This is a genomic window from Blautia sp. St.27G3 (genome assembly GCF_059728505.1).
Map to the genome: position 1 here is coordinate 427,257 of NZ_BAAGFO010000001.1, position 20,944 is coordinate 448,200.

At 52.8% G+C, this 20,944-nt stretch carries 23 protein-coding genes and 1 tRNA gene; 17 read left to right on the forward strand and 7 right to left on the reverse strand.

Going from position 1 to position 20,944, the window contains the following annotated elements:
* Window positions 1–102: 102 nt before the first annotated feature.
* The 6 genes from AC6I2O_RS01830 to AC6I2O_RS01855 all read right to left on the reverse strand — a co-directional run bounded on the left by AC6I2O_RS01830 (window position 103) and on the right by AC6I2O_RS01855 (window position 7,894).
* Window positions 103–1,902, reverse strand: coding sequence for an aminopeptidase P family protein (locus tag AC6I2O_RS01830; RefSeq protein WP_497741621.1), 1,800 nt, complete (start codon window positions 1,900–1,902; stop codon window positions 103–105).
* Between the two features lie 235 nt (window positions 1,903–2,137).
* On the reverse strand, window positions 2,138–3,754 hold the full coding sequence (locus AC6I2O_RS01835; protein ID WP_497741622.1) for a peptide ABC transporter substrate-binding protein: 1,617 nt from the start codon (window positions 3,752–3,754) through the stop codon (window positions 2,138–2,140).
* 95 nt (window positions 3,755–3,849) lie between these two features.
* A complete protein-coding gene (locus AC6I2O_RS01840; protein ID WP_120393574.1) occupies window positions 3,850–4,902 on the reverse strand; it encodes an ABC transporter ATP-binding protein in 1,053 nt (350 codons plus the stop codon).
* Window positions 4,899–5,897, reverse strand: coding sequence for an ABC transporter ATP-binding protein (locus AC6I2O_RS01845; protein WP_120393575.1), 999 nt, complete (start codon window positions 5,895–5,897; stop codon window positions 4,899–4,901). The genes AC6I2O_RS01840 and AC6I2O_RS01845 overlap by 4 nt, the downstream gene beginning before the upstream one ends.
* 14 nt (window positions 5,898–5,911) lie before the next feature.
* A complete protein-coding gene (locus AC6I2O_RS01850; protein WP_120393576.1) occupies window positions 5,912–6,964 on the reverse strand; it encodes an ABC transporter permease in 1,053 nt (350 codons plus the stop codon).
* 12 nt (window positions 6,965–6,976) lie between these two features.
* A complete protein-coding gene (locus tag AC6I2O_RS01855; protein WP_120393577.1) occupies window positions 6,977–7,894 on the reverse strand; it encodes an ABC transporter permease in 918 nt (305 codons plus the stop codon).
* Window positions 7,895–8,259: 365 nt separating this feature from the next.
* Between AC6I2O_RS01855 and AC6I2O_RS01860 the strand changes: the two genes are divergently transcribed.
* A complete protein-coding gene (locus AC6I2O_RS01860) occupies window positions 8,260–8,601 on the forward strand; it encodes a hypothetical protein (RefSeq protein WP_120393578.1) in 342 nt (113 codons plus the stop codon).
* Window positions 8,602–8,788: 187 nt separating this feature from the next.
* On the opposite strand, the gene AC6I2O_RS01865 is transcribed toward AC6I2O_RS01860, so the two are convergent.
* Window positions 8,789–8,859: transfer RNA gene (locus AC6I2O_RS01865), tRNA-Trp, on the reverse strand.
* Between the two features lie 444 nt (window positions 8,860–9,303).
* On the opposite strand from AC6I2O_RS01865, the gene AC6I2O_RS01870 reads away from it, so the two are divergent.
* The 16 genes from AC6I2O_RS01870 (at window position 9,304) to AC6I2O_RS01945 (ending at window position 20,938) form a co-directional block, all read left to right on the forward strand.
* On the forward strand, window positions 9,304–9,585 hold the full coding sequence (locus tag AC6I2O_RS01870; protein WP_497741623.1) for a helix-turn-helix domain-containing protein: 282 nt from the start codon (window positions 9,304–9,306) through the stop codon (window positions 9,583–9,585).
* A 24-nt stretch (window positions 9,586–9,609) separates the two neighbouring features.
* Window positions 9,610–9,885 carry a hypothetical protein gene (locus AC6I2O_RS01875; protein ID WP_497741624.1) on the forward strand — a complete coding sequence of 92 codons (276 nt, stop codon included), beginning with the start codon at window positions 9,610–9,612 and terminating at the stop codon, window positions 9,883–9,885.
* Window positions 9,873–10,697 carry a hypothetical protein gene (locus tag AC6I2O_RS01880; RefSeq protein ID WP_497741625.1) on the forward strand — a complete coding sequence of 275 codons (825 nt, stop codon included), beginning with the start codon at window positions 9,873–9,875 and terminating at the stop codon, window positions 10,695–10,697. The genes AC6I2O_RS01875 and AC6I2O_RS01880 overlap by 13 nt, the downstream gene beginning before the upstream one ends.
* Before the next feature lie 11 nt (window positions 10,698–10,708).
* On the forward strand, window positions 10,709–10,879 hold the full coding sequence (locus AC6I2O_RS01885; RefSeq protein ID WP_497741626.1) for a hypothetical protein: 171 nt from the start codon (window positions 10,709–10,711) through the stop codon (window positions 10,877–10,879).
* Between the two features lie 149 nt (window positions 10,880–11,028).
* Window positions 11,029–12,327 carry an SUMF1/EgtB/PvdO family nonheme iron enzyme gene (locus AC6I2O_RS01890; RefSeq protein WP_497741628.1) on the forward strand — a complete coding sequence of 433 codons (1,299 nt, stop codon included), beginning with the start codon at window positions 11,029–11,031 and terminating at the stop codon, window positions 12,325–12,327.
* Entirely contained in the window at window positions 12,320–13,054 is a 735-nt protein-coding gene (locus tag AC6I2O_RS01895) for a 3'-5' exonuclease (protein ID WP_497741629.1), read from the forward strand. Before AC6I2O_RS01890 ends, AC6I2O_RS01895 begins: the two co-directional genes overlap by 8 nt.
* An 85-nt stretch (window positions 13,055–13,139) precedes the next feature.
* Window positions 13,140–13,946 (forward strand): sigma factor-like helix-turn-helix DNA-binding protein, encoded by an 807-nt coding sequence (locus AC6I2O_RS01900; protein WP_497741630.1) that lies wholly within the window; start codon window positions 13,140–13,142, stop codon window positions 13,944–13,946.
* Window positions 13,943–14,674: a spore cortex-lytic protein gene (locus AC6I2O_RS01905; protein ID WP_497741631.1), complete on the forward strand. Its 732-nt coding sequence runs from the start codon at window positions 13,943–13,945 to the stop codon at window positions 14,672–14,674. Before AC6I2O_RS01900 ends, AC6I2O_RS01905 begins: the two co-directional genes overlap by 4 nt.
* Window positions 14,674–14,934 carry a hypothetical protein gene (locus AC6I2O_RS01910; protein ID WP_497741633.1) on the forward strand — a complete coding sequence of 87 codons (261 nt, stop codon included), beginning with the start codon at window positions 14,674–14,676 and terminating at the stop codon, window positions 14,932–14,934. Before AC6I2O_RS01905 ends, AC6I2O_RS01910 begins: the two co-directional genes overlap by 1 nt.
* Complete coding sequence (locus AC6I2O_RS01915; protein ID WP_497741634.1) at window positions 14,927–15,613, forward strand: host-nuclease inhibitor Gam family protein; 687 nt, start codon at window positions 14,927–14,929, stop codon at window positions 15,611–15,613. Before AC6I2O_RS01910 ends, AC6I2O_RS01915 begins: the two co-directional genes overlap by 8 nt.
* 12 nt (window positions 15,614–15,625) lie before the next feature.
* Window positions 15,626–16,462 carry an ERF family protein gene (locus AC6I2O_RS01920; protein ID WP_497741635.1) on the forward strand — a complete coding sequence of 279 codons (837 nt, stop codon included), beginning with the start codon at window positions 15,626–15,628 and terminating at the stop codon, window positions 16,460–16,462.
* Window positions 16,455–16,808, forward strand: coding sequence for a single-stranded DNA-binding protein (locus tag AC6I2O_RS01925; protein WP_497741636.1), 354 nt, complete (start codon window positions 16,455–16,457; stop codon window positions 16,806–16,808). Before AC6I2O_RS01920 ends, AC6I2O_RS01925 begins: the two co-directional genes overlap by 8 nt.
* An 18-nt stretch (window positions 16,809–16,826) precedes the next feature.
* Window positions 16,827–17,633: a DUF6291 domain-containing protein gene (locus AC6I2O_RS01930; RefSeq protein ID WP_497741637.1), complete on the forward strand. Its 807-nt coding sequence runs from the start codon at window positions 16,827–16,829 to the stop codon at window positions 17,631–17,633.
* Window positions 17,539–18,537, forward strand: a complete 999-nt coding sequence (locus AC6I2O_RS01935) for an ATP-binding protein (protein ID WP_497741638.1) — start codon at window positions 17,539–17,541, stop codon at window positions 18,535–18,537. The genes AC6I2O_RS01930 and AC6I2O_RS01935 overlap by 95 nt, the downstream gene beginning before the upstream one ends.
* Window positions 18,534–19,325, forward strand: coding sequence for a phosphoadenosine phosphosulfate reductase (locus AC6I2O_RS01940; protein WP_497741639.1), 792 nt, complete (start codon window positions 18,534–18,536; stop codon window positions 19,323–19,325). The genes AC6I2O_RS01935 and AC6I2O_RS01940 overlap by 4 nt, the downstream gene beginning before the upstream one ends.
* Window positions 19,322–20,938 (forward strand): DNA cytosine methyltransferase, encoded by a 1,617-nt coding sequence (locus tag AC6I2O_RS01945; protein WP_497741640.1) that lies wholly within the window; start codon window positions 19,322–19,324, stop codon window positions 20,936–20,938. The genes AC6I2O_RS01940 and AC6I2O_RS01945 overlap by 4 nt, the downstream gene beginning before the upstream one ends.
* Window positions 20,939–20,944 lie beyond the last annotated feature (6 nt).

The following is a 20,944-nucleotide window of genomic DNA, read 5'->3' on the forward strand; positions in this document are numbered from 1 at the left end:
CATGCAGCAAGCATTCTGCAATATAAAAACAGAGGGCGTACACACAAAAATTATGTGTGTACGCCCTCTGTTTTTATAACACTTGAGTCTGCTGAGCAAACTTTATATCTCTCTTGTGGCTTCTTTCAGCCACGCGCGTTCTTCTTCGTTCAGATATGGAGATAGCTTCTCATATACCTGTGCATGATACGCATTTAAAAGTCCCCGCTCCCGGAAGCTCATTTGTTCCGGAATTACTGCTTCCAGATCAAACGGAACCATCGTCAGATGTTCAAAGCACATAAATTGCCCGAACCTGTTCTGCTCCGCTTTTTTGCAGACAATCATATTCTCATGGCGGATACCGTATTCCCCTTCCACATAGTAGCCCGGCTCATCCGAGGTAATCATCCCCTCTTCTAGCACTGCATTTTCGCTCCGATCGGATAATACCCTCCACCGAAAACCATTCGGTCCTTCATGCACATTCAGATAATAACCAACACCATGGCCAGTTCCATGATTAAAATCCTCTGCCATATCCCAGAGCGGTCCACGTGCCAGAATATCCAGGTTCAGCCCAGTACAGCCATAACGGAACTTTGCCGCCGCCAGATTCAAGGTCCCGCGCAGAACTGCTGTAAACATTTTCTTCTGTTCCTGCGTCACTTCCCCCATCACGATCGTCCTTGTGATATCTGTCGTGCCCTCAAGATACTGCCCGCCTGTATCTGCCAGCAGAAATCCCTGTTTCTCAATCGGCACATCTGTCTCCGGTGTTGCCGAATAGTGGTTCATCGCTGCATGCGGCCCAAATGATACAATTGGTTCAAAGCTGTTTCCCATAAAATGCTCCTGCTGTGCACGCAATTTGTTCAGATAGTCTGCCGCTGACAGCTCCGTAATTGGAATCTTTCCAACGTTCTGTTTTAACCAGTAAATAAATTTTGTAACTGCAACGCCATCTTTGATATGGGCAATTTTCTCATTTTCTACTTCAACCGGAGTTTTCATTGATTTCGGCAACAGCGTCAGATTTTCCTCATCGAGAATCTCCGCTCCATCTGGGATACTACCGGTCAACCGACTGTTTACTTTTTCGCTGCACAGCAGAACACGTTTCCCTTTTTCAATACATGAGGCATAAGCATAAACTTCCTCATAAGGATGCAACGTCACTCCGTCCTTTAAAAGAGCCGCTTTTACTTCTGCTGAAAATGCTTTTTCATTTGCAAACAGAAAAATTTCATCCTGCGTTATAGCGACAAACGAAAGTACTACCGGATTACACAGAATATCTCCGCCACGGATATTCAATAGCCACGCAATGTCATCCAGGGAGGCCAGCAAAAAAACATCTGCATGCTTCTCCTGCATCTTCTGCCGGATCTCGTGACATTTCTCCGCCCTTGTCTTTCCGGTCCATCTGATATCAAGCTCGTGTACCGGTTCACAGGACAGCGCCGGCCGTTCCTTCCAAATCTCGCCTACCAGGTCTTTGTCATCCTGAATCCGGATATTCTTTTCTGCAAGTCCATTGGAAAGTTCAGCTGCCTCCCGGGCACTCACAGTCCGCCCGTCAAAGCCCAGACACTGTCCATTTTTCAGATTTCCCTTTAGAAATTCATGAATACTTGGCACCCCCGGCTCCCGCATTCGGAAAAGTGTCACACCGCTTCCAATAAGCTGCTGTTCTGCCTGAATAAAATAGCGTCCGTCTGTCCACAGCCCAGCCATATCGTGCGTAACCAGAAGTGTTCCGGCTGACCCTGTAAATCCTGTCATATATGCTCTGCATTTAAAATGTTCTCCCACATATTCCGATGCATGAAAATCATCCGTCAGAACCAGATAAGCATCCACGCCATGTTCCTTCATCAAAGCACGAAGTGCTGTCAGACGATCTGGTATTTTATTGCTCATTCTTTTTGCCTCCTATCTGTGCGGCAAAGTGTTTTTTATAAATTCTTCCGCACATTTTAAACTATATACAATCCATTCTTTTATAGCATACTATTCTTTTTCAAATCTGTCTATCTGAGAAAAATAAAAGAGCCTGTTTCATGACCCGTATGTTTCTCATGACACGAAAGAGGCGATACGGAAAAATCCGTATCGCCTCTTGTAGCTCGCCTGTTTTTGTCTGCTGATAGAAAAATTATTCTACAATATCAGCGTACATGAAATGCCAGTATCCGTATGCAGAGTGCCACATTCCTGTGATCTTGCTGCTCTGCAGCCAGAAGTCATTGTAGTATGCCAGCGGACAGCATGCTGCGTCTGCAATCAGAATGTCCTCTGCCTCATGAAGTGCTGCGGAACGCTCTGCCGGATCAATTGTTGTACGGGAAACGTCCATAGCTGCATCAAAGTCTGCGCTTGTATATTTTCCATCGTTGTTTCCATTGCTGGAGTAAAGCAGATCCAGTATGTTGGACGGATCGTCATAGTCTCCTACCCAGCCGTTACGTGCGATCTCAAATTCGCCGTTACGACGCATCGGTGTGAAGCTTGACCACTCAACGATTTCAACCTCAAGTGTAACGCCGATCTCTTTCCATGCCTGCTGCAGGTACTCTGCAACCGGTTTGTGATAGCTGGTATCATTTGTAGTGTAATGAAGAACCGGAAGTCCTTCTCCATTTGGATAACCTGCTTCTGCAAGAGCTGCAAGAGCGCCATCAATATCAGCTGTTGCAGTCATATACGGAGCGCCTCCATTCGCATTTGCTGAGAAGTCGCTGCCGTCTGTATCTTTCCAGCCGCCGCCAACGAAGTTCGTTGCCGGTGAATACGTTCCCTGCATCAGAGTATTGGCAACATACTCTCTGTCGATTGCCAGGTTCAGAGCTTTACGTACAAGTGCATTGTCAAACGGCTCTACCTGTGTATTGTAAGAAATATAATAAGTACCGATGATCGGCTCTACATGGAATTCTTCATTGCCCTCAAGGCTCGGGATTTCCTCAGTCGGAACATCTTTGATCATAAGAACTTCGCCGCTCTGGTATGCGCTATAGGAAGCATTTGCATCCTCAATCAGATTCCATTTGATGCTTCCAAGCTTCACTGCATCTGCGTTCCAGTAGTTCGGGTTTTTGCTCATGATAATATGAGAACCCGGCACCCATTCTGTAATCATGAACGGTCCGTTGCCAATGTAGGTTTCCGGCTCAATTGCCCATGCATCGCCATTTGCCTCTACGGTTGCTTCCTGAACCGGGCTGAGTGTAGCGAATGCTGCCAGGCTGTCAAAGAAGGTACACGGAGCTGTCAGCTTTACCTCAAGTGTCTTATCATCAATGGCTGTCACGCCAAGCGCTTCCAGATCGCCGTCCATTGCCTCTGCATAGCCTACTACCATGCCGAGAACTGTCTCTGCGTACGGAGCTGCAACTTCCGGATCGCATACACGTCTCCAGCTGTAAACAAAATCATTTGCTGTCAGATCGCTGCCATCAGACCATTTCAGTCCGTCACGAAGATGGAAGGTCCAGGTAAGACCATCCTCAGAAGTCTCCCATGTCTCTGCCTGTCCTGGTGCAATCTGTCCGTCCTGATCAATCGTCAGAAGACACTCAAATGCATGCAGGATCATATTTCCACCATCTACAGCACTGTTCAGAGCCGGATCAATCGTTTCCGGGTCAGGACCAATCTGAACGGAAAGCTGTTTTCCTTCTCCTTCTTCTGCCCCTGCTGTCATTACAGTTCCACTTACCATGGATACGGTCATCACTGCTGCAAGCAACATACTGATTACTTTCTTCTTCATCATATCCTCCTTATAAGGTTGAAATTTTTATGTGAACAGCACTTTTGCTGTGACACATCGTAAAATAAAAATAATAAAATCTGTCTGCATATACCTTAATTAACCTTCTCAAGGTTGTGACATGCCGCAAAATGTCCTTTACTGACCTCACGCCACTTTGGTACCTCTGCCGCACACTGCTCCGTCGCATAAGGACATCTTGTACGGAAGCGGCAGCCTGACGGCGGATTCAGAGGACTGGGCACATCTCCCTTCAGAACAATACGTTTATTTGCTCTTGCAATCTTAGGATCTGCAATCGGAATCGCAGAAATCAGGCTCTTCGTATACGGATGCAGGCTGTTGAAAATCAATTCATAGCTGTCCGCCAGTTCTACCAGCTTTCCAAGATACATAACGCCAATGCGATTCGAAATATGCTTCACAACAGAAAGATCATGTGCAATGAAAAGATACGTAAGACCCATCTCTGCCTGCAAATCCTCAAACATATTGACCACCTGCGCCTGAATGGAAACATCCAGAGCTGAGATTGGTTCATCGCAGACAATAAATTTCGGATCAACTGCCAACGCCCGCGCAATGCCGACACGCTGCCTCTGTCCTCCGGAAAACTCATGCGGATACCGGTTTGCATGCTCCGAATTCAGTCCCACGCACTCCAAAAGTCTCTGGATTTTCTCGTATCGCTCCTGTTTTGAGGAAGCCAGATGGTGAATATCAATCGCCTCACCGACGATATCTCCAACCGTCATACGCGGATCAAGACTCGCATACGGATCCTGAAAAACAATCTGCATTTCCCGACGGTATGGTTTCATATCCACTGCTGTCTTTTTACCAAGCTTCGGCTCGCCATTCTCCAAAATGTCATGGCTGTCCTCATCCATCATCGGAACATCACCGCTGTCAAACAGCACTTTGCCGTCATAAACAATACGTCCCTTTGTTGGTTCATACAGTCGGAGCAATGACCGCCCCGTTGTCGTCTTTCCACAGCCAGACTCTCCCACAAGTCCCAGCGTCTCTCCTTTATTTACATAAAAGGAAACATCATCCACTGCCTGTACGTATTTTTTATTTTTGCCAAAGCCTCCTGCCGGAAAATACTGGTAAAGATGTTCTACTTTGAGTAACTTCTCGCTCATTTCTTACTTCCTCCTTCCAGCTCGGCCTTCTGATTCATCCAGCATGAGGTATAATGCACATCGCCAAAAAATGTAACCGGCGCCTTCTCACGCAGGCAGATCTGCATACAGCTGTCACAGCGCGAAGCAAACGGGCACCCCTTCGGCGGATTCAGAAGATCGACCGGCGTTCCCTCAATCGGAATAAGACGCTCATGCTCTCTGCTGTCCATACGCGGAATACTGCGGATCAGTCCCTTCGTATACTCATGCTTCGGAGCATAGAAAATGTCGTCAGTCGTGCCATATTCTACAATATTGCCCGCATACATTACAGCAATGTGGTCACACATACTCGCAACGACTCCCAGATCATGTGTAATCATCAGGATCGCCATGCCAAGCTTATCCTTCAGCTCCATCATCAGCTCCAGGATCTGTGCCTGAATCGTCACATCAAGCGCTGTCGTAGGCTCATCAGCAATCAACAGCTTCGGCTCACACGCCAGCGCAATTGCTATCATGACTCTCTGACGCATACCACCGGAAAGCTCATGTGGATACTGTTTCAGACGTTTTTCCGGCTCATTGATACCGACCAGCTCCAAAAGCTCAACCGCCCTTGCCTGAATCTCACTTTTTGTTTTATCTGTATGAAGCTTCAGAACCTCGCGAATCTGATTACCGATTGTGTACACCGGATTGAGACTCGTCATCGGATCTTGGAAAATAATAGCCACCTCATTGCCGCGCAACTTCTGCATTTCTTTTTCGGACATGTCATTGATTCTGTGTCCGTTAAAATCAAGCGTACCGCCCAAAAGCTTTCCTGGATGTGCGGTCAGCCCCATCAGAGAGTATGCTGTCACCGATTTTCCGGAACCACTCTCCCCTACGATGCCGAGAACCTCACCCTCGGAAACATGCAGCGATACATCATTCAGCGCTTTTACCTCTCCTGCCGGCGTAAAGAAGGAGAGACGCTCATGTTCAATGTTTACCAAATATTCACTCATTGCTCTCTTCTCCCTTAATTTTTCATCTTCGGGTCAAACGCATCGCGCAGACCGTCCCCCAGCAGATTAAAGCTCAGAATAATCAAACTGATCAAAATTGCCGGGATAAACAACAAATATGGAAATGTATTAAATCCGTTAATCGCATCACTGGCAAGGCTGCCAAGTGACGGCATCGGCACTGCAACGCCAATACCCAAAAAGCTCAGAAAACTCTCTGTAAAAATAGAGGACGGAATCTGCAGTGTCGTGGTAACGATCAGCGTACCAATACAGTTTGTCAACAGATGCTTTTTAATGATACGCGCATTCGATGCACCGAGCGCTCTGGCTGCTGTGACATATTCACTTTCTTTCAATGTCAGAATCTGGCTTCGCACCATACGCGCCATACCGCCCCAGTAAAGCAGGGCAAATACGATAAAGATACTGATCAGATTGCGTCCAAGTACCTGAATCCAGCCAAAGCCCGGCATCTGTGACAATTGCTCCAGAGGCGCCTTTAAGGCAAACGATAACAGCACAATCAGCAAAATATCAGGAATCGTATAAATAATATCAACAATACGCATCATAATGATATCGACCCACCCGCCAAAAAAGGCTGCAATCGAACCAAATATAGAACCGACAATCAAAATGATCGCTGCCGCCACAAGTCCGACAATCAGGGAGACACGGCTTCCCATCATTACACGGATTGCATAGTCGCGTCCATGCTTATCCGTACCGAGAATATGCGGGAACACATGCTCGCCATTGTCTATGCGCGTCTGCTCCTCCTCAGAATACTCCATCGGCGCCAGATGCTCACTGCCACGGATCTGCTGCTCATAGCTGTACGGATAAAAAGCCGGTACCACAAAGGAAAACAGCATGATAATAACAACAATGACCAGACTGACCATAGCAATCTTATTTTTGCAGAAACGGCGCACACCATCTTTCCAGAAGCTAACGCTCTCACGCAGAATCACAAGACTCTGTTTTTCCTCATTGGATGCGGGAAGAAAATCGTCCGGATTGATTCTTGCCTGAAAGCTTAATGGATTTGGATTCTCTTTCATTCTTCTTCCCTCCTACTTCAGTTTGATACGCGGGTCAACCAACTTATAAACAATATCGACAACCACGTTCATGAATACCATTAAAGTCGCCAGGAAAATCGTTGTTCCCATAATTACCGTATAATCACGGTTTGTAATGGAACCGATGAATTCGCTTCCCAGACCCGGAATTGTAAAAATTTTCTCTACGATAAAACTGCCCGTTACCGTATAGGCAAGCAACGGTCCCATATAAGTAACAATCGGAAGGATCGCATTTCGAAGCGCATGCTTAAACAGGCTGACAAACTGATTCAGTCCTTTTGCTTTCGCCGTACGCATATAATCCTGTCCAAGTACATCCAGCATAGAAGAACGCATCAGGCGGGTTATGTATGCAGTCGGATAAAAAGCAAGCGCAATCACCGGCATAATATAATGCTTCCAGGTCGACAATCCAAGCGTCGGAAGCCAGCCGAGCCGCACACCGAATACATACATCAGCATTGTACAGATTACAAAACTGGGCACTGCTATTCCGCAGGTCGCTATAACAATGATAATGTTATCCCCGATTTTCCCTCGGTTCAGAGCCGAAATACATCCCAGTGGCACTCCGATACAGAATGCAACCAGAACAGCCATACCGCCAAGCCGTGCAGATACCGGAAATTTTGTGGATATAATCTTGGATACCGTACGTCCACGTTGTTTCAGACTGTCCCCAAAATCACCATGTACTGCATCTCCTATATAAGTGAGATACTGTTCAAACAATGGCTTGTCCAGCCCATACTTTGCTTCCAGGGCCTTCATAGCCTTGGGACTGACAGCTTTTTCTGATAAAAACGGGCCACCCGGCACCAAATTCATCAGGAAAAACGTTAACGTGGCAACCAGCCAGACCGTGACAAACGCCATGCCAAGCCGCTTTAAGATATACTTTACCATACTGTATGTCTCCTTTTCTTATGACACTTGACAGCGGTCACCCCTGCTGTCCGTACCACCTGATTTGTGTACATTAGGAAAAATATACGGTCGTGTAAACTTCATTCCCTTTATTTCCCGTAATAATGCACAACAAAGCAACACTTTTATTCTATTGAATATCCACATATATGTCAAGCAAATCATCCCCGAAAAACACACAAAATTCTTCCTCAAATTCCTCAATAAAACAACACAGGTTATTAGATGGAAAATTTTTTATGAAAAACACCGGTATCCCGTTCTTCTTTTCACAGTTATAAAATAGACTTTATCTTTAAAATGTGGTAGACTATAGAAAAATATTACGAGGAGGAGGTAGATAAATGAACAGTGATGAAAAACTTGATCTCATGTTAACCGAAATGCAAAAAATGAATGAACACCTGCAAAATGTAGACAATTATTTACAGGCCGTCGATGAACGATTACAAAATGTGGATAATCATTTACACACTGTTGATGAACGGTTAGCAACATTGGAGACTGATGTTGCAGATATCAAAGATACTGTTCATAATAATTATGATAAAACGTTAGAGTTTTATGGTACATATAGAGAAGATCGCTATTTACTTGATGAACGTTTGGATGAAATGGCCGCCCATACAGATATGCTTCAGGCCCAAACACTAAATAATACGGCTGAGATACGGCGTTATAAATAAATTCAGTACACTTGTAGGATAAAATCCATTTTGACCACTGTGCATGTATTGCATAGGGGTCTTTTTATGTTCTGGCTCATTTATCTTAATATTGATCATCAGGTTTGGACCAGCCGTTATTTTCCTTGTATCTTCGCACAAAAAAACCTGAAATTCCTTTTTTTGAGAAATTTCAGGTTCTGTTAAACAGGGGTTGAGAGAATCGAACTCCCACTAAGAGTTTTGGAGACTCCTGTCATACCACTTGACCAAACCCCTATATGATAACTCACCAGATATTTATACCACAAAGATCAAAAATTGTCAATTTATTTTTTTAAATTTTGCCAGTATTGCAAATTGTATTATTAAATGCGAAAGGAAGCGAAAGCCTCCCGACGCATTATTTTTTTACCCAGAAACACAGAAAAGCCCAGACGCGGCCATTTTATAAAGTCTGTATTTTGCGGTGTAGGCTAACAAGTTTTTGCCCGGTTTTTAAGGGGAAAACCGGGAGGCGGTGGAGAGCAACAACGCCATAAAAGGCTCCATGTCGTTCAACAAGTTTGCGGCTTTTAAGGTGAAAGCCGATACGGTCAAGGCGGCCCAGACAAAAGACGCCAGCCGGAGCGCGTGAAAGCCGGTGGACAAGAACACGCCCGAAAATACAGATTTTACAAAATGGCCGAGTACGGCAAGCGACCACGAGAAGGAGGTGAGATCGTGAGTGGATACAGATACATGACACTGGCCGATCGGCAAAAGCTGGAGGCTCTCTATCTGAAAGGCGAGCGAGTTCAGGACATAGCCGACCAGATCGGCGTCCATGTGGCGACCGTTTACAAGGAACTAAAGCGAGGCGAAACCGGCGAACTTGACCGCAACATGCGGCGGGAATACAGCGCCATGCTGGCCCAGCGACGCCTCGCCGAGAACTTCAAAAAGCGCGGGCGAAAACCGGAGGACGCCGACCAGCCAGAACCGGCCGGAGTAATAGGCATATAGCAGCCGAAGAAAGGAGGCACCAGCATGGCAGACGCTAACAACTTCAAATATGACGCCACGCTCTTGTGCCGGGCGTCTTTCCCGGCCGTACTGGAAGCGGGCGATCGTCCCTGCATTGTAGAGGTGAGCGTGTATCGGCTCAATGCCGTGGCCGTCACCAGTTACATGCTCGACGGCTTCGAGCCTCTGCTCCAGTTCCTCGGCATGGACGGGACAGACACCTACATAACCCGGCACGAAGTTGAGGATATTTTCACCGTTGTGCATATCGACAAGGAGGTGGAACCATGGCAGCGCTGAACGCAATCGCAAGAGAATGGGCCGACGAGCTGCGCGAGGGGATCGCGTGGGTGATCGTCTGGAAAATCGGCCGGAGCTGGAACGCTCAGGCAGTGTGGCTCAACTGCGACGACGACACCTTCGAGCCGGAGGATCTGGAACTGGCCCGCAAGGTGCTGGAGCAGGATCCGAACGCCGTAATGCTCAACGGTTACTACTGCGGCCACTTCGGTGAGGACATGACAGCGGCAGAACTGGCCGCCGGGATCCGCTGGCACTATGACAACGGCTACAACCAACTGGACGGATCGACCGCTTTTCCGGCAGAACCGGAGCCGCGCCCGGAGGGCGTACCGGCCGACATGCCATGGTACGGAAAGCCGACCACCGAGGGGCCGGATCCCTACGTCTACGACGGCTGCATGAGCCCGAAGGACTACGAGCACATGCACGAGCTCATGGCCGCGGATCGACAGCATGAGGACGCACAGCAGGCAGAACACCCGCCCACCATGGATCTGACGATCACCCTCACGCCGGACACGGCCGCCGCTCTGCTGGACGCAATCACGCCGCAGATCGTGAAGTTCTGGGAGTCCGTGAGAAGCTGGGTGAACGAGGCAGCGAAGGCCCTCGGCAAACTTATGGCAGCCATAGGCAAGGCCGCCGCTGAGGCCGTGAACAACCTCGTGGACGCCATGCTCTACAACGCAAACGACCGCCCGAAGTGGTGGCATTTATACAAGCACGCAAAGAAGCGGCGAACGCGCAAGAAATACCGGCGGCTGCTTATGAAGCAGCTCACCCGGAAACTGGCCGCCGCGTCTGGATAGGAGGTGATCCCGTGAGCAAACCGTACAGAGTATGCCCGCATTGTGGCAGCCATCTGGATCCCGGTGAACGCTGCGACTGTCAAGACAAGCGCGAGCCCGAAACCGCAGTAGCGGCAGGAAAAGCAGTAGCGGCTCCGGCTGTAAAAAACCGGCACGAGCCCGTACTCATGCCCGGCGCATGACCGGCGCACGGTATGAGACATGCCGCGAGTGCGGGCTGGAATGGAATGTAAGCAAACAAGCGGTGATCCCGTGGCATGGCTACCTCTGCCCGCGGTGCAGGGCGAAGTACAAACGGCCACGGAGCTGAAAATCTGAAAGGAGCAAACACATGAGAAACGAGGTTATTTTTGACGACCGGGGGATCCCGGACATTTTGGTGGTATATACACCCGACGAGCTGGGCCTCCCGGCCACGCTGAAAGGCAAGGCCGTGAAGGAGTACGCGATCGGCAAATACCCCAACACCATGATCGGCGGCAGGCCATACTCCCTGCCCTACCAGCAGCCCGCCGTAAACATCAACCACGACGAGGCGATCCGGTTCTGCGAAAGCAAGGGGCCCGGCTGGCACTTAATCACTAATGACGAGTGGGCGGCGCTTGCACACCAGAGCCGCAAAAATGGCACCCTCCCCCGCGGAAACACGGATCGCGGGAAAAGCCACAGCCACCCGGAGGAAACCGGCGTCACGTTCAAAGACGCGAGCGGCAGCTGCAAAACGCTGACCGGCTCCGGCCCGGTAACGTGGAACCACGACGGCACCGCCGAGGGCGTGGCCGACATGTGCGGCAACATCTGGGAGCACGTCGGCGGGATCCGCTTCGTAGACGGGCAGGTGCAGGTGATACCCGACAACGAAGCGGCAGCAGGCGCGGATCAGTCCAAGGACTCGAAAGAGTGGACGCCTCTCTATACACCAGACGGCGACACCATTTACTACAACGTAGAGAACGGAAAGATCAAGCTCCAGCCGATAGCACCGGACGATCAGGACTATGACGGCGTGCGCTTCACAGAACTGGAGGCTTCGGCACTGGACGTGCCGGAGAAGCTGATCGAGCTCGGCCTCTACCCTGCGCCCGGATATGACGGCACGGACTACTTTTGGCTGGACACTAACGGCGAGAGGATCGTGTTCCGCGGGGGCCACTGGACCTACGGTGCGCACGCTGGTGTGTTCTACTTCGACGGCGCCATTCCCCGCTCCTACGTCGCCGCGCGCCTCGGCTTCCGCTCCGCTTTTGTCCGGTACTCTGGCGACTCTGGCGATCTGGATAATCTGGACGACGAGGACAGCAAGCAGACCGACAAACCGAAGGAGAACGCGGCCGCGCCGTCGTCTGATACGCTGCCCGGATCCGTAAAGTTACCCACTCTTGTGCGGCTTGTGCTGGCCCGCCAACTGACCGCCCTTTATGAAACGGCAGGCGGCAAGGATCCCGAAGGCTTCAAGCGCATAGCAGCGCACGCAGCCACCGACAAAGAGCTCCAGCAGGCCGCAGCTCTCGCACTGCCGCTGTCTCAGGTGAACGCGGCCGTGGAACTGTACCGGAATATCAGCCAGCAGCTCAAAATAGCCAACACCCTGACGGTGACGATCGGGAAGGAGGCGGCCGACCATGAGTAACCTCGCGGACGTTTTCACGAAGTACAAAGCCGTGGTATTTTTCGACACCGAGACGAGCGGCCTCGACGCCAACACCTGCCAGATCATTGAGCTGGCAGCGATCAGGATCGAGCAAACCACCCGCGGCACCCTCCGCATGGCAGACACCGCCGACATGTTCGTGAAGCTGCCGGAGGGCGAGAAGCTCCCGGAGCAGATCACCAACCTGACCGGGATCACCGACGAGCTGCTGGAGGCCGAAGGCGTGACCGAGGGAGAAGCTGCAGCACGCTTCACCGACATGCTCCGGGGCGGCCCGGTGCTGCTGGTGGCCCACAATGCACAGTTTGACCTCCTTTTCTGCCGGGCTATGATCTGGCGGCACGTCGCTGACGGTGAGGAACTGTTCGAGGGCGCGGACTATCTGGACAGCCTCACGGTTTACAAAGACCGCCGGGCATATCCTCACAAGCTGGCGAACGCGATCGTCGCCTACAAGCTGGAGGACAAAGTGCAGAACTCCCACCGGGCGATCGACGACGTGGCCGCACTGTTTGAGGTATGCAAGGCCATGGACGACGAGCGGGCCGACCTTCTGGAGTATGTGAACATATTCGGCTACAACCCGAAGTACGGCGTCAGCGGTTTTCGCCTCGACGGCGTAACCTACTGGCCGCAGCGCTTCAACAAATACATGCAGTCGCCGAGCTACACCCTACCGGCGCTGGCGAAAGGAGCGAAAGCATGAGCAACGCCGTGATCATCACCCTGATAATTTGCGCGACGCTGATCGCGCTCAGTCTGATAAACAGAAAGAAATAGGAGGCACACCCATGGAAAACAAGGAAAATCTCGCGGGGGGTAAACGCATGAACCACAACACCCCGCTGACGCCGGAGCAGCGAGAACTCGCCGCCCGGTATCATCAAACCATTTATTCATATCTCCGGGGCAAAAGGCTGGACGCCTCGGAGTGGTATGACGTGGCCGTGTTCGGCTACCTGCGGGCCGTCCGGCTCTACACCACAAGGCCGGAGCTCCGACAATATTCTTTTACCACCATAGCGGGCAACACCATGGACTCGGAGATCGACAAAGAGCGCCGGAAACAAAGACGCCGGATCCAGCCCCTCAGCCTCGACGCGGAAATGACCGAGGACGGCCTGACACTGTACGACGTAATCGGGGATCCGCAGTTTTTGCCGTACCAGCGGGAGGACGAAGTGGTGGCGGCTCAATACATGCCGCTGCTGGAAGTTCTGACCGAGCAACAGCTCGCCGTCCTCACCATGAAGGCGCAGGGGTACAGCTACCGAGAGATCGCCGAAGCGCTGGGGCTCAATACGCCGAGCGCGGCCGCTTCCACAGCAGACCTGGGACGCCGGGCAATTAAACGGGCCGAGGACAAACGCAGCGACGCCCTGAAAGCCAACACCGACAAGACACTGGGCTGGTGTACCCCGATCGACCTTTTCCGGGAGTGCGAGGCATACGCCCGCAGGAAGCTGGCCCTCAATAAGCTGCACACCGGCGAAAGCTACGGCGAGGACTACCTCGCGCTGCTGACCGCCGACACGATCCGGGAGCGGGCATTTTCCCGCTACACCGTAAAACGCTATGAACTGGAGGCCGCATTATGACAGAACCACAAAAAAAGAACGGCCGCTCGACACCACCGGGCAGCCGTTCAAGGAGCAGCTATCAGCGCAGACGCCGAAAGCCTACGCCTATTTTACACCGGCTGGCGGCAAAATGCAAGCGCCTGAACTGGCGCACGCTGCTGGCCGTACTGCTGGCCCTGCTGATCGTCTTTTTCCTCACGCGCTGCACAACCGGCAGCGACAAGGATCCGGGAACTACCGGAGAGCCAAAAGCGACGGCAGAGGCTACGACAGCGCCAGAGCCCGAACCTTCACAGCCTGCCGTTTACATTTTCAGAGACGGCGAAGGCTACCCGGTAAACATGGAGGGCCTGACGAACGCATGGGCGGCAGAGGCAGGATTTGAAAAACGCTACACCATAACAGACGAGGAACGCTACGAGCTGGCGTCGGCAATCACCGCCGAGGCCGTCGGCGAGCCCTACGCGGGCAAGGTGGCCGTGGCCCAGTGCATACTCCAAGCATGTGAGGACGACGGGATCCGGCCGCTGGAAGCTCTGGAGCGGTACACATACAGCACCCGCAGGCCGGAGCCGACAGACGAAGCTCTGGCAGCCGTGGCGGCCGTGTTCGACTTCGGGCACGTCGCCACAACCGAGCCGATCAAGTATTTTTACGCGCCGGATCTGGCGTCAAGCGAGTGGCACGAGTCGCAAGTGTACGTTATGACCATAAACCATCACAAATTTTTCAAGGAGGCGCAGTAATGGACGAGAAAACCAAAACCCCGATCGAGCTCATGGCAGATCTACTGGCAACTATGACGGCCCGCGCAATCGAAGCCGAGCGCCAGCGCGACGAGGCCGAGAAGTCCTCGGACGAGTGGTATCAGAACTGGCAGGCCAAGGACGCAGCACTCAAAGAGGCTGAGGCCAAGCTGCGGGCAGAGATCGGAGAACATCAGGAAACCCGGCGACAGCTCCGGGAGGCGCTGAACAATCAGGAAGGAGATCAGAACAATGGGTAAAGCAATCAGCAAGGCGAAGGAAATCGCCGCAGAAAACGCAGAAAACACGGCGGCCGCTGCTGCCGGTATCACCACAGACGAAGCGGGCGAGGCTCTGGCTCAGCAAGAACCGGAGGCCCCGGCAGTCACCCTCGACGAGCTGGAAAGCATGGACGCCTTCGAGCTGGCGGAAACCGAGGACGCGCCGCGCCCGGCATGGAGGATCACCGACGACGGCTGCGCGGACTGGGCCTGCCGTAAAATCGCCGAGGAAAAGGCCGAGCTCACCCGGATCAGGGAACTGGCAGAGGCCCAGATCGCCCGCATTGAGGAAAAGGTGGCAGCTGCCGAGCGCCGGTTTGAAAATGGCACCCGTTTCTTGACCTCAAAGCTCGCGGAATACTTCGAGATGGTGCCGCACAAGACCACCAAGACCAAAGCAAGCTACCGGCTTCTGTCTGGTACGCTGACGCGCAAGTTCGGCGGGACCTCCATGGAAAAGGACGACGACAAGCTGGTGGAGTTCCTGAAAGCCTCCGGCAATCTGGAGTTCATCAAGACCGAGGAAAAACCCAAGTGGGGCGAATACAAAAAGCGCCTCGAAATCATGGGAGGCAGCGTCGTGGACAAGGAAACCGGCGAGATCGTGGACGGCGTGAAGGCAATCGAGAAGCCGGACACCTTCTCCGTGGACGTGTAAGGAGGGCGAACTATGGCAGCAGCTACAAAGACTGAGACAACCCAGCAAAAAGAGCCGGGAGCGCCGCCGCGTGAGGCTATGAGCCTTCAAGAGAAATTCGTCAAACTCCGGGAGGCCGTGCCCTCTATCACGCAGAAACAGCACAGCGACGGCGTAAAGTATAAATTTGCGAAAATCTTCGACGTTTACGAGCTTCTCACCCCGGCCATGAACAAGTACGGCGTCAACTTCGACATTGTGGGCGAGACGGCCACCAGACACGCCGAGAACGGGGATCTCGTGTATTATTCCAGCTTCGTGCAACACACCCGGAACGGCGATCGCGTCGTGTGGGTGTATGAGGCCGACCTGACGCTCCGCTGGACAAACGCGGACGATCCAGAGGATAAGCTGGAGGTAACGCTGCACGCGATCGGCACCAATGACGGCGGCCCGGATAAGGCCAAGGGCTCCGCGTGGACGTACTGCCTCAAATACTACCTTTTTGAAAAATTCGGCATAGATCAGGGCGACGACGATCCCGACATGCAGGATCACGCCAGCGAGGGACGCCAGCAAGCGCCACAGCCGCCCACACAGCCTCAAAGCGGTGCTCAGGGTAGAAATACCCAACCGGCACCGCACAACGCCCAGAACGGGCACACAGGCGCTTCACGGCCCCTATCTGACGCGCAGCTCTCCCGCATGTATCGCAAAGGCGAGGACGCGGGCCTGAACCAGCAGCAAGTCAACGCGCGGATCCTCCAGAAATACGGGCAGCAGGATCCGCACAACCTGACGCGGCAGCAGTATGACGAAATCTGCACCGCGCTGGACAACGCAAAGCAAGGAGGAACCGCTAATGTTTAACCATGTGGGGCTTCTGGGCCGTCTGGCTCAGGAACCGGAAATCAGATACACGCCGGGCGGCACACCGGTGGCGAGCTTCGACCTCGCCGTGCAGGTGCCAAGCAAAGACAAGAACACACCGCCGGACTATATACCGATCGTGTGCTGGCGGGAGCAGGCCGAGTTCTGCGGTCGCTACCTCACCAAAGGCCGCCAAGTAGTCGTTGAGGGCCGCATTTCCACGCGGAAATATGAAGGCAACGACGGCAAGCGGCACAAAGTCGTGGAAGTCAACGCCTCCCGGATCTACTTCGCCGACGGCAAGGAGTCGGGCGGTGGAGGTTATGGAGACAGCTATTCAGGATAACAGAAAGGAGGCAGAGCTATGGCTCAGGACGCAAAGAAAGGCTTTTTGCTTTACTACGACTACCGAAAGCACCTCGCCCTCCTGAACGACGAGGAACGCGGGAAGCTGCTCATGGCTCTGCTGGACTACGGCGAACATAACACCCAGCCAGAGCTCGAAGGTGCCGCTCTCATGGCCTTTTCCTTCATTCAGGCACAAATGGACAGAGACGCCGAGAAGTACGCCGAAACCGTCAAAAAGCGCAGCGAGGCGGGCAAAATGGGCGGCAGGCCGACAAAAGCAAAGGACGCAGACGGAAAAGCAAAAAAAGCAAATGCTTTTTCTGAAAAGCAAAGCGAAGCAAAAAAAGGAGATACAGTAACAGATACAGAGACAGTAACAGATACAGAGACAGATATAGATCAACACCCCCTACCCCCTAAAGGGGGCCAGCAGCAGCCCGTCCCCTACGCCCGGATCGTTGAGCTTTATCACACGATATGCACCAGCTACCCCACGCTGCGGGCTATTGAGGGCAACCGCGAGAAGCAAATCGCGGCCCGCTGGAAGAAATACAAGACGATCGACGCCTTCCGGGAACTTTTCGAGAGGGCCGAGGCGTCGGACTTCCTGAAAGGCGACAACGACCGCGGCTGGACGGCCGACTTCGACTGGCTGATCCGGCCCACGAACATGAGCAAGGTGCTGGAGGGGAAATACGACAACGACAAGCTGAAAGGAGGACAGAGCCATGGAAACAATAGCGGACATTCTGGCAGGCCAGCGGACGCAGACGGAGCAGGAACCGAGACGGCCCTCTCTGGCTTCACAATGGCAGACAGCTGAGCCGGATCCTGAAAAGCCGGATCCGTGGATCCTCAGCAACTCGCCGGAGGCTGCGGGCTTCAACCCTCCCGATCCGGTGCCGTGTAAATACTGCGGCAAGCCAAGGCTGACGAAGGGCTTCAAGCTCGGCGAGCGGATCATGTGGGCCCCGTATGGGCCGGAGCGCTGCGACTGCCCGGAGGCCGTGGCTGAATACGAGCGAGAAAAGGCAGAACGGGAGGCAAAGGAAAAGGCCGAGCGCGAGGCCAAGGAGGCCGAGGAAATGCGCCGCCGCGTGCGCCGGATCATAGGCGACAGCGGCATGAACGCCCGCTTCCTGCGCCGCACCTTCGACACATTCCAGCCAACACGGGACAACCAGAAAGCCTGCCGGGTATGCAAGACATACGCCGACACCTTCCGGGAGAAGCTGCCAAAGAACAACCCGGAGCCCGGCCGGAACGGCCTATTCATCACCGGCCCGAAAGGAACCGGAAAGACACACCTCGCCGCTGCCATAGCGAACCAGCTCATGCAGCAAGGCACCGCCGCGATCTGCATGACTATGATCGACCTGCTGGATCGCATTAAGCAGACCTACGAGCAAAGCAGGCAATACGGTGGGGAAACCAGCGAGGGCAACGTCCTGAGCACCTACAAGACCGTGCCGCTGCTCGTGATCGACGACATGGGGAAAGAACCCGCGACCGAGTGGGCCGTGTCCAAGGTTTACGCCATAATCAACGCGCGGTATGAGGCATATATGCCGACAATCATCACCACCAACTACTCAGACACCGAGCTCGTCCGCAGGCTGACGCCGAAGGACTTCGGGGATCCCACCACCGCCGACGCTACGATCGACCGGCTCCGGGAAATGTGCGTGGCCATAGTCACCACCGGCGAAAGCTGGAGGGCCCGGTGAGCGCCGAGCAAAAGCCGAAGAAATACGTCGCCTCGTGCTCCTTCGGCAAGGATAGCCTCGCCAGCGTTATTCTGGCGCACGAGCACGGGGAACCACTCGACGAGATCATATACTGCGAGGTTATGTTCAGCAAGGAGATCAGCGGAGAGGTGCCAGAACACCGGGATTTTATCTACAACACCGCGATCCCGAAGCTGGAAGCATGGGGCTACAAGGTGACGGTGATCCGCGGCGAGGTGACATACCTCGACAGCTTCAATCACTTGCTCATAAGAGGGAAAAGCCAAGGAATGAAACGCGGTTTCCCCTCGTTCGTCGGCTGCTCAATCAATCGAGACTGTAAAACAAGGCCGATCGAAAGATATTGGAAAGCCCAGATCGGTGACAACGTGGAGCAGTATGTTGGGATCGCAATCGACGAGCCGGAGCGCCTCAAACGACTGGAGGGCACCAACCGCGTGTCGCTGCTGGCAAAATACAACTACACCGAGGAAATGACCCGGAAACTATGCGAGGATCACGGCCTGCTCTCCCCGATCTATGGCTTCGCCCGCCGGAATGGCTGCTGGTTTTGCCCGAACGCCGGGCCGACAGAGCTCAGGCACCTATACCAAAACCACCGGGAGCTCGTGGAGTGGCTCATAAAGCTGGAACACTCCGAGAACCTGCAACCGAGGGGGGGACAATTTAACCGAGAAGGAACCCCGACACAAGCCTTCGAGCCGTTCTACTGGGAGGCCGCGCAAATGACAATATTTGATTTTTTAGAAATGGAGGCAAAACCGTGAAAAAATTATTGATAGGCGGCTCTCCCTGCACATACTGGAGCGTCGCCCAGAAGAAAAACAGAGAGGTGGAGGCTAAAGGGCTCGGCTGGGAGCTTTTCAAAAATTACCTAATCGCAAAAGAGAAGTTTAAGCCTGACTTTTTCCTCTATGAGAACAACAAAAGTGCAGCTCAGGCAATCAAAGACCAGATCAGCCGGGAGCTCGGCGTGGAGCTTATGCACATAAACAGCGCACTGGTGAGCGCTCAGAACCGCCAGCGCTTCTACGCTTTTAACTGGAGCGTAGAACAGCCGGAGGATCGCGGCATATTACTGAGGGATATTTTAGAAACCTCTGCGGTTTTCACCGAAAAAGGCTATGAGCTTGCAAAAATAAGCGATAGCCCCCTCTGCATCAATCCTCTGGCAAGCGGAAAGTCTCGGACAGTAGACGCCCACATGGGGAAACTGGAGGGAAATCTGATCGCGAGAATAAACCACCCAAACCCAGCAAAACAACAATATGACTGCATAGCTGAGCCGGTGGGCGTAGGATATAGGAACCGCCGGGAGGACGACGGAAAGCTCTACCGACGCTTTGAAACGAGCGGAGAGCCAAAAGCGAACGCAATCACAACAGTGCAAACCGACAGCATGGTGGCAGAGCCTATCAGGATCGGAACCATAGAGAACAGCGCAAAAACACCAGAGCACGACAGCCAGCAATACCGAGTATATTCGCCAGAAGGGAAATCCGTCACACTATGCGGAAATGGCGGCGGCGTAGGTGCAAAAACTGGACTTTACGCCACGCAGATTGAGAAAACAATCGAAGGGAAACCCATTTATGAGGTAATCAATGGTGAAATTGAGATCAAAGGGAAAAAGTACCCCATTAAACTGCCGGACGGACTCTATATAATCCGCAAGCTAACGCCAGTGGAGTGTGAGCGCCTCCAGACGCTCCCGGACGGCTACACCGCCGCCGTGAGCAATACGCAACGCTACAAGGGACTGGGGAACGGCTGGACAGCTGAGGTTATCATCCATATTCTGAACGGAGTACTCAAAGACGTGCCGAGGGACGAGGAAATCGTCGTTTTATCCATGTATGACGGAATAGGGACAGGGCGTTATTGCCTCGAAAAAATGGGCTTCACAAATGTGACCTACTACGCATACGAAATCGACGAGCCGGCCATGAAGGTGGCACTCTCCAACTACCCGGACATAATCGAAATGGGCGACGCCTTCGCACTCAGGGACGACAGCTGGGAGCTGGGGAAAAGGATCCAGCCGGAGCAACCGACCGAAACCGAAGCCGCAGCCGTAACGGAAAGCAACGAACCGGCAGACGAGACGACCGACCTCTCCGACGCACCAGAGGAAATCAAGCAAGAGATCGTGGAAAATGCGGAAAAGCTCGAAGCCAGAGAAACGCAAAAGCTGACAGAGCCAAAAGAAGAACCCGAAAAGGCCAGGCCGGCAACTCGCATAGACGCCACCGCTCAACTCAAAAAACTGGCAGAGGAACGCAGAGCCCTGGCAAGCATACACCCAGACACCGACCGCTTCACAAACGACATTCTCGCCATAGAGTACGCCGTGAGTATTTTGGAAGCTATGGCAATTTAGGAGGTG

What these genes read in the sequence shown, in the direction of transcription:
- AC6I2O_RS01830 (WP_497741621.1), bottom strand. Translation starts at nt 1,902, where the DNA reads ATGAGCAATAAAATACCAGATCGTCTGACAGCACTTCGTGCTTTGATG.
- AC6I2O_RS01835 (WP_497741622.1), bottom strand. Translation starts at nt 3,754, where the DNA reads ATGAAGAAGAAAGTAATCAGTATGTTGCTTGCAGCAGTGATGACCGTA.
- AC6I2O_RS01840 (WP_120393574.1), bottom strand. Translation starts at nt 4,902, where the DNA reads ATGAGCGAGAAGTTACTCAAAGTAGAACATCTTTACCAGTATTTTCCG.
- AC6I2O_RS01845 (WP_120393575.1), bottom strand. Translation starts at nt 5,897, where the DNA reads ATGAGTGAATATTTGGTAAACATTGAACATGAGCGTCTCTCCTTCTTT.
- AC6I2O_RS01850 (WP_120393576.1), bottom strand. Translation starts at nt 6,964, where the DNA reads ATGAAAGAGAATCCAAATCCATTAAGCTTTCAGGCAAGAATCAATCCG.
- AC6I2O_RS01855 (WP_120393577.1), bottom strand. Translation starts at nt 7,894, where the DNA reads ATGGTAAAGTATATCTTAAAGCGGCTTGGCATGGCGTTTGTCACGGTC.
- AC6I2O_RS01860 (WP_120393578.1), top strand. Translation starts at nt 8,260, where the DNA reads ATGAACAGTGATGAAAAACTTGATCTCATGTTAACCGAAATGCAAAAA.
- AC6I2O_RS01875 (WP_497741624.1), top strand. Translation starts at nt 9,610, where the DNA reads ATGGCAGACGCTAACAACTTCAAATATGACGCCACGCTCTTGTGCCGG.
- AC6I2O_RS01880 (WP_497741625.1), top strand. Translation starts at nt 9,873, where the DNA reads ATGGCAGCGCTGAACGCAATCGCAAGAGAATGGGCCGACGAGCTGCGC.
- AC6I2O_RS01890 (WP_497741628.1), top strand. Translation starts at nt 11,029, where the DNA reads ATGAGAAACGAGGTTATTTTTGACGACCGGGGGATCCCGGACATTTTG.
- AC6I2O_RS01895 (WP_497741629.1), top strand. Translation starts at nt 12,320, where the DNA reads ATGAGTAACCTCGCGGACGTTTTCACGAAGTACAAAGCCGTGGTATTT.
- AC6I2O_RS01900 (WP_497741630.1), top strand. Translation starts at nt 13,140, where the DNA reads ATGGAAAACAAGGAAAATCTCGCGGGGGGTAAACGCATGAACCACAAC.
- AC6I2O_RS01905 (WP_497741631.1), top strand. Translation starts at nt 13,943, where the DNA reads ATGACAGAACCACAAAAAAAGAACGGCCGCTCGACACCACCGGGCAGC.
- AC6I2O_RS01910 (WP_497741633.1), top strand. Translation starts at nt 14,674, where the DNA reads ATGGACGAGAAAACCAAAACCCCGATCGAGCTCATGGCAGATCTACTG.
- AC6I2O_RS01915 (WP_497741634.1), top strand. Translation starts at nt 14,927, where the DNA reads ATGGGTAAAGCAATCAGCAAGGCGAAGGAAATCGCCGCAGAAAACGCA.
- AC6I2O_RS01920 (WP_497741635.1), top strand. Translation starts at nt 15,626, where the DNA reads ATGGCAGCAGCTACAAAGACTGAGACAACCCAGCAAAAAGAGCCGGGA.
- AC6I2O_RS01925 (WP_497741636.1), top strand. Translation starts at nt 16,455, where the DNA reads ATGTTTAACCATGTGGGGCTTCTGGGCCGTCTGGCTCAGGAACCGGAA.
- AC6I2O_RS01930 (WP_497741637.1), top strand. Translation starts at nt 16,827, where the DNA reads ATGGCTCAGGACGCAAAGAAAGGCTTTTTGCTTTACTACGACTACCGA.
- AC6I2O_RS01935 (WP_497741638.1), top strand. Translation starts at nt 17,539, where the DNA reads ATGGAAACAATAGCGGACATTCTGGCAGGCCAGCGGACGCAGACGGAG.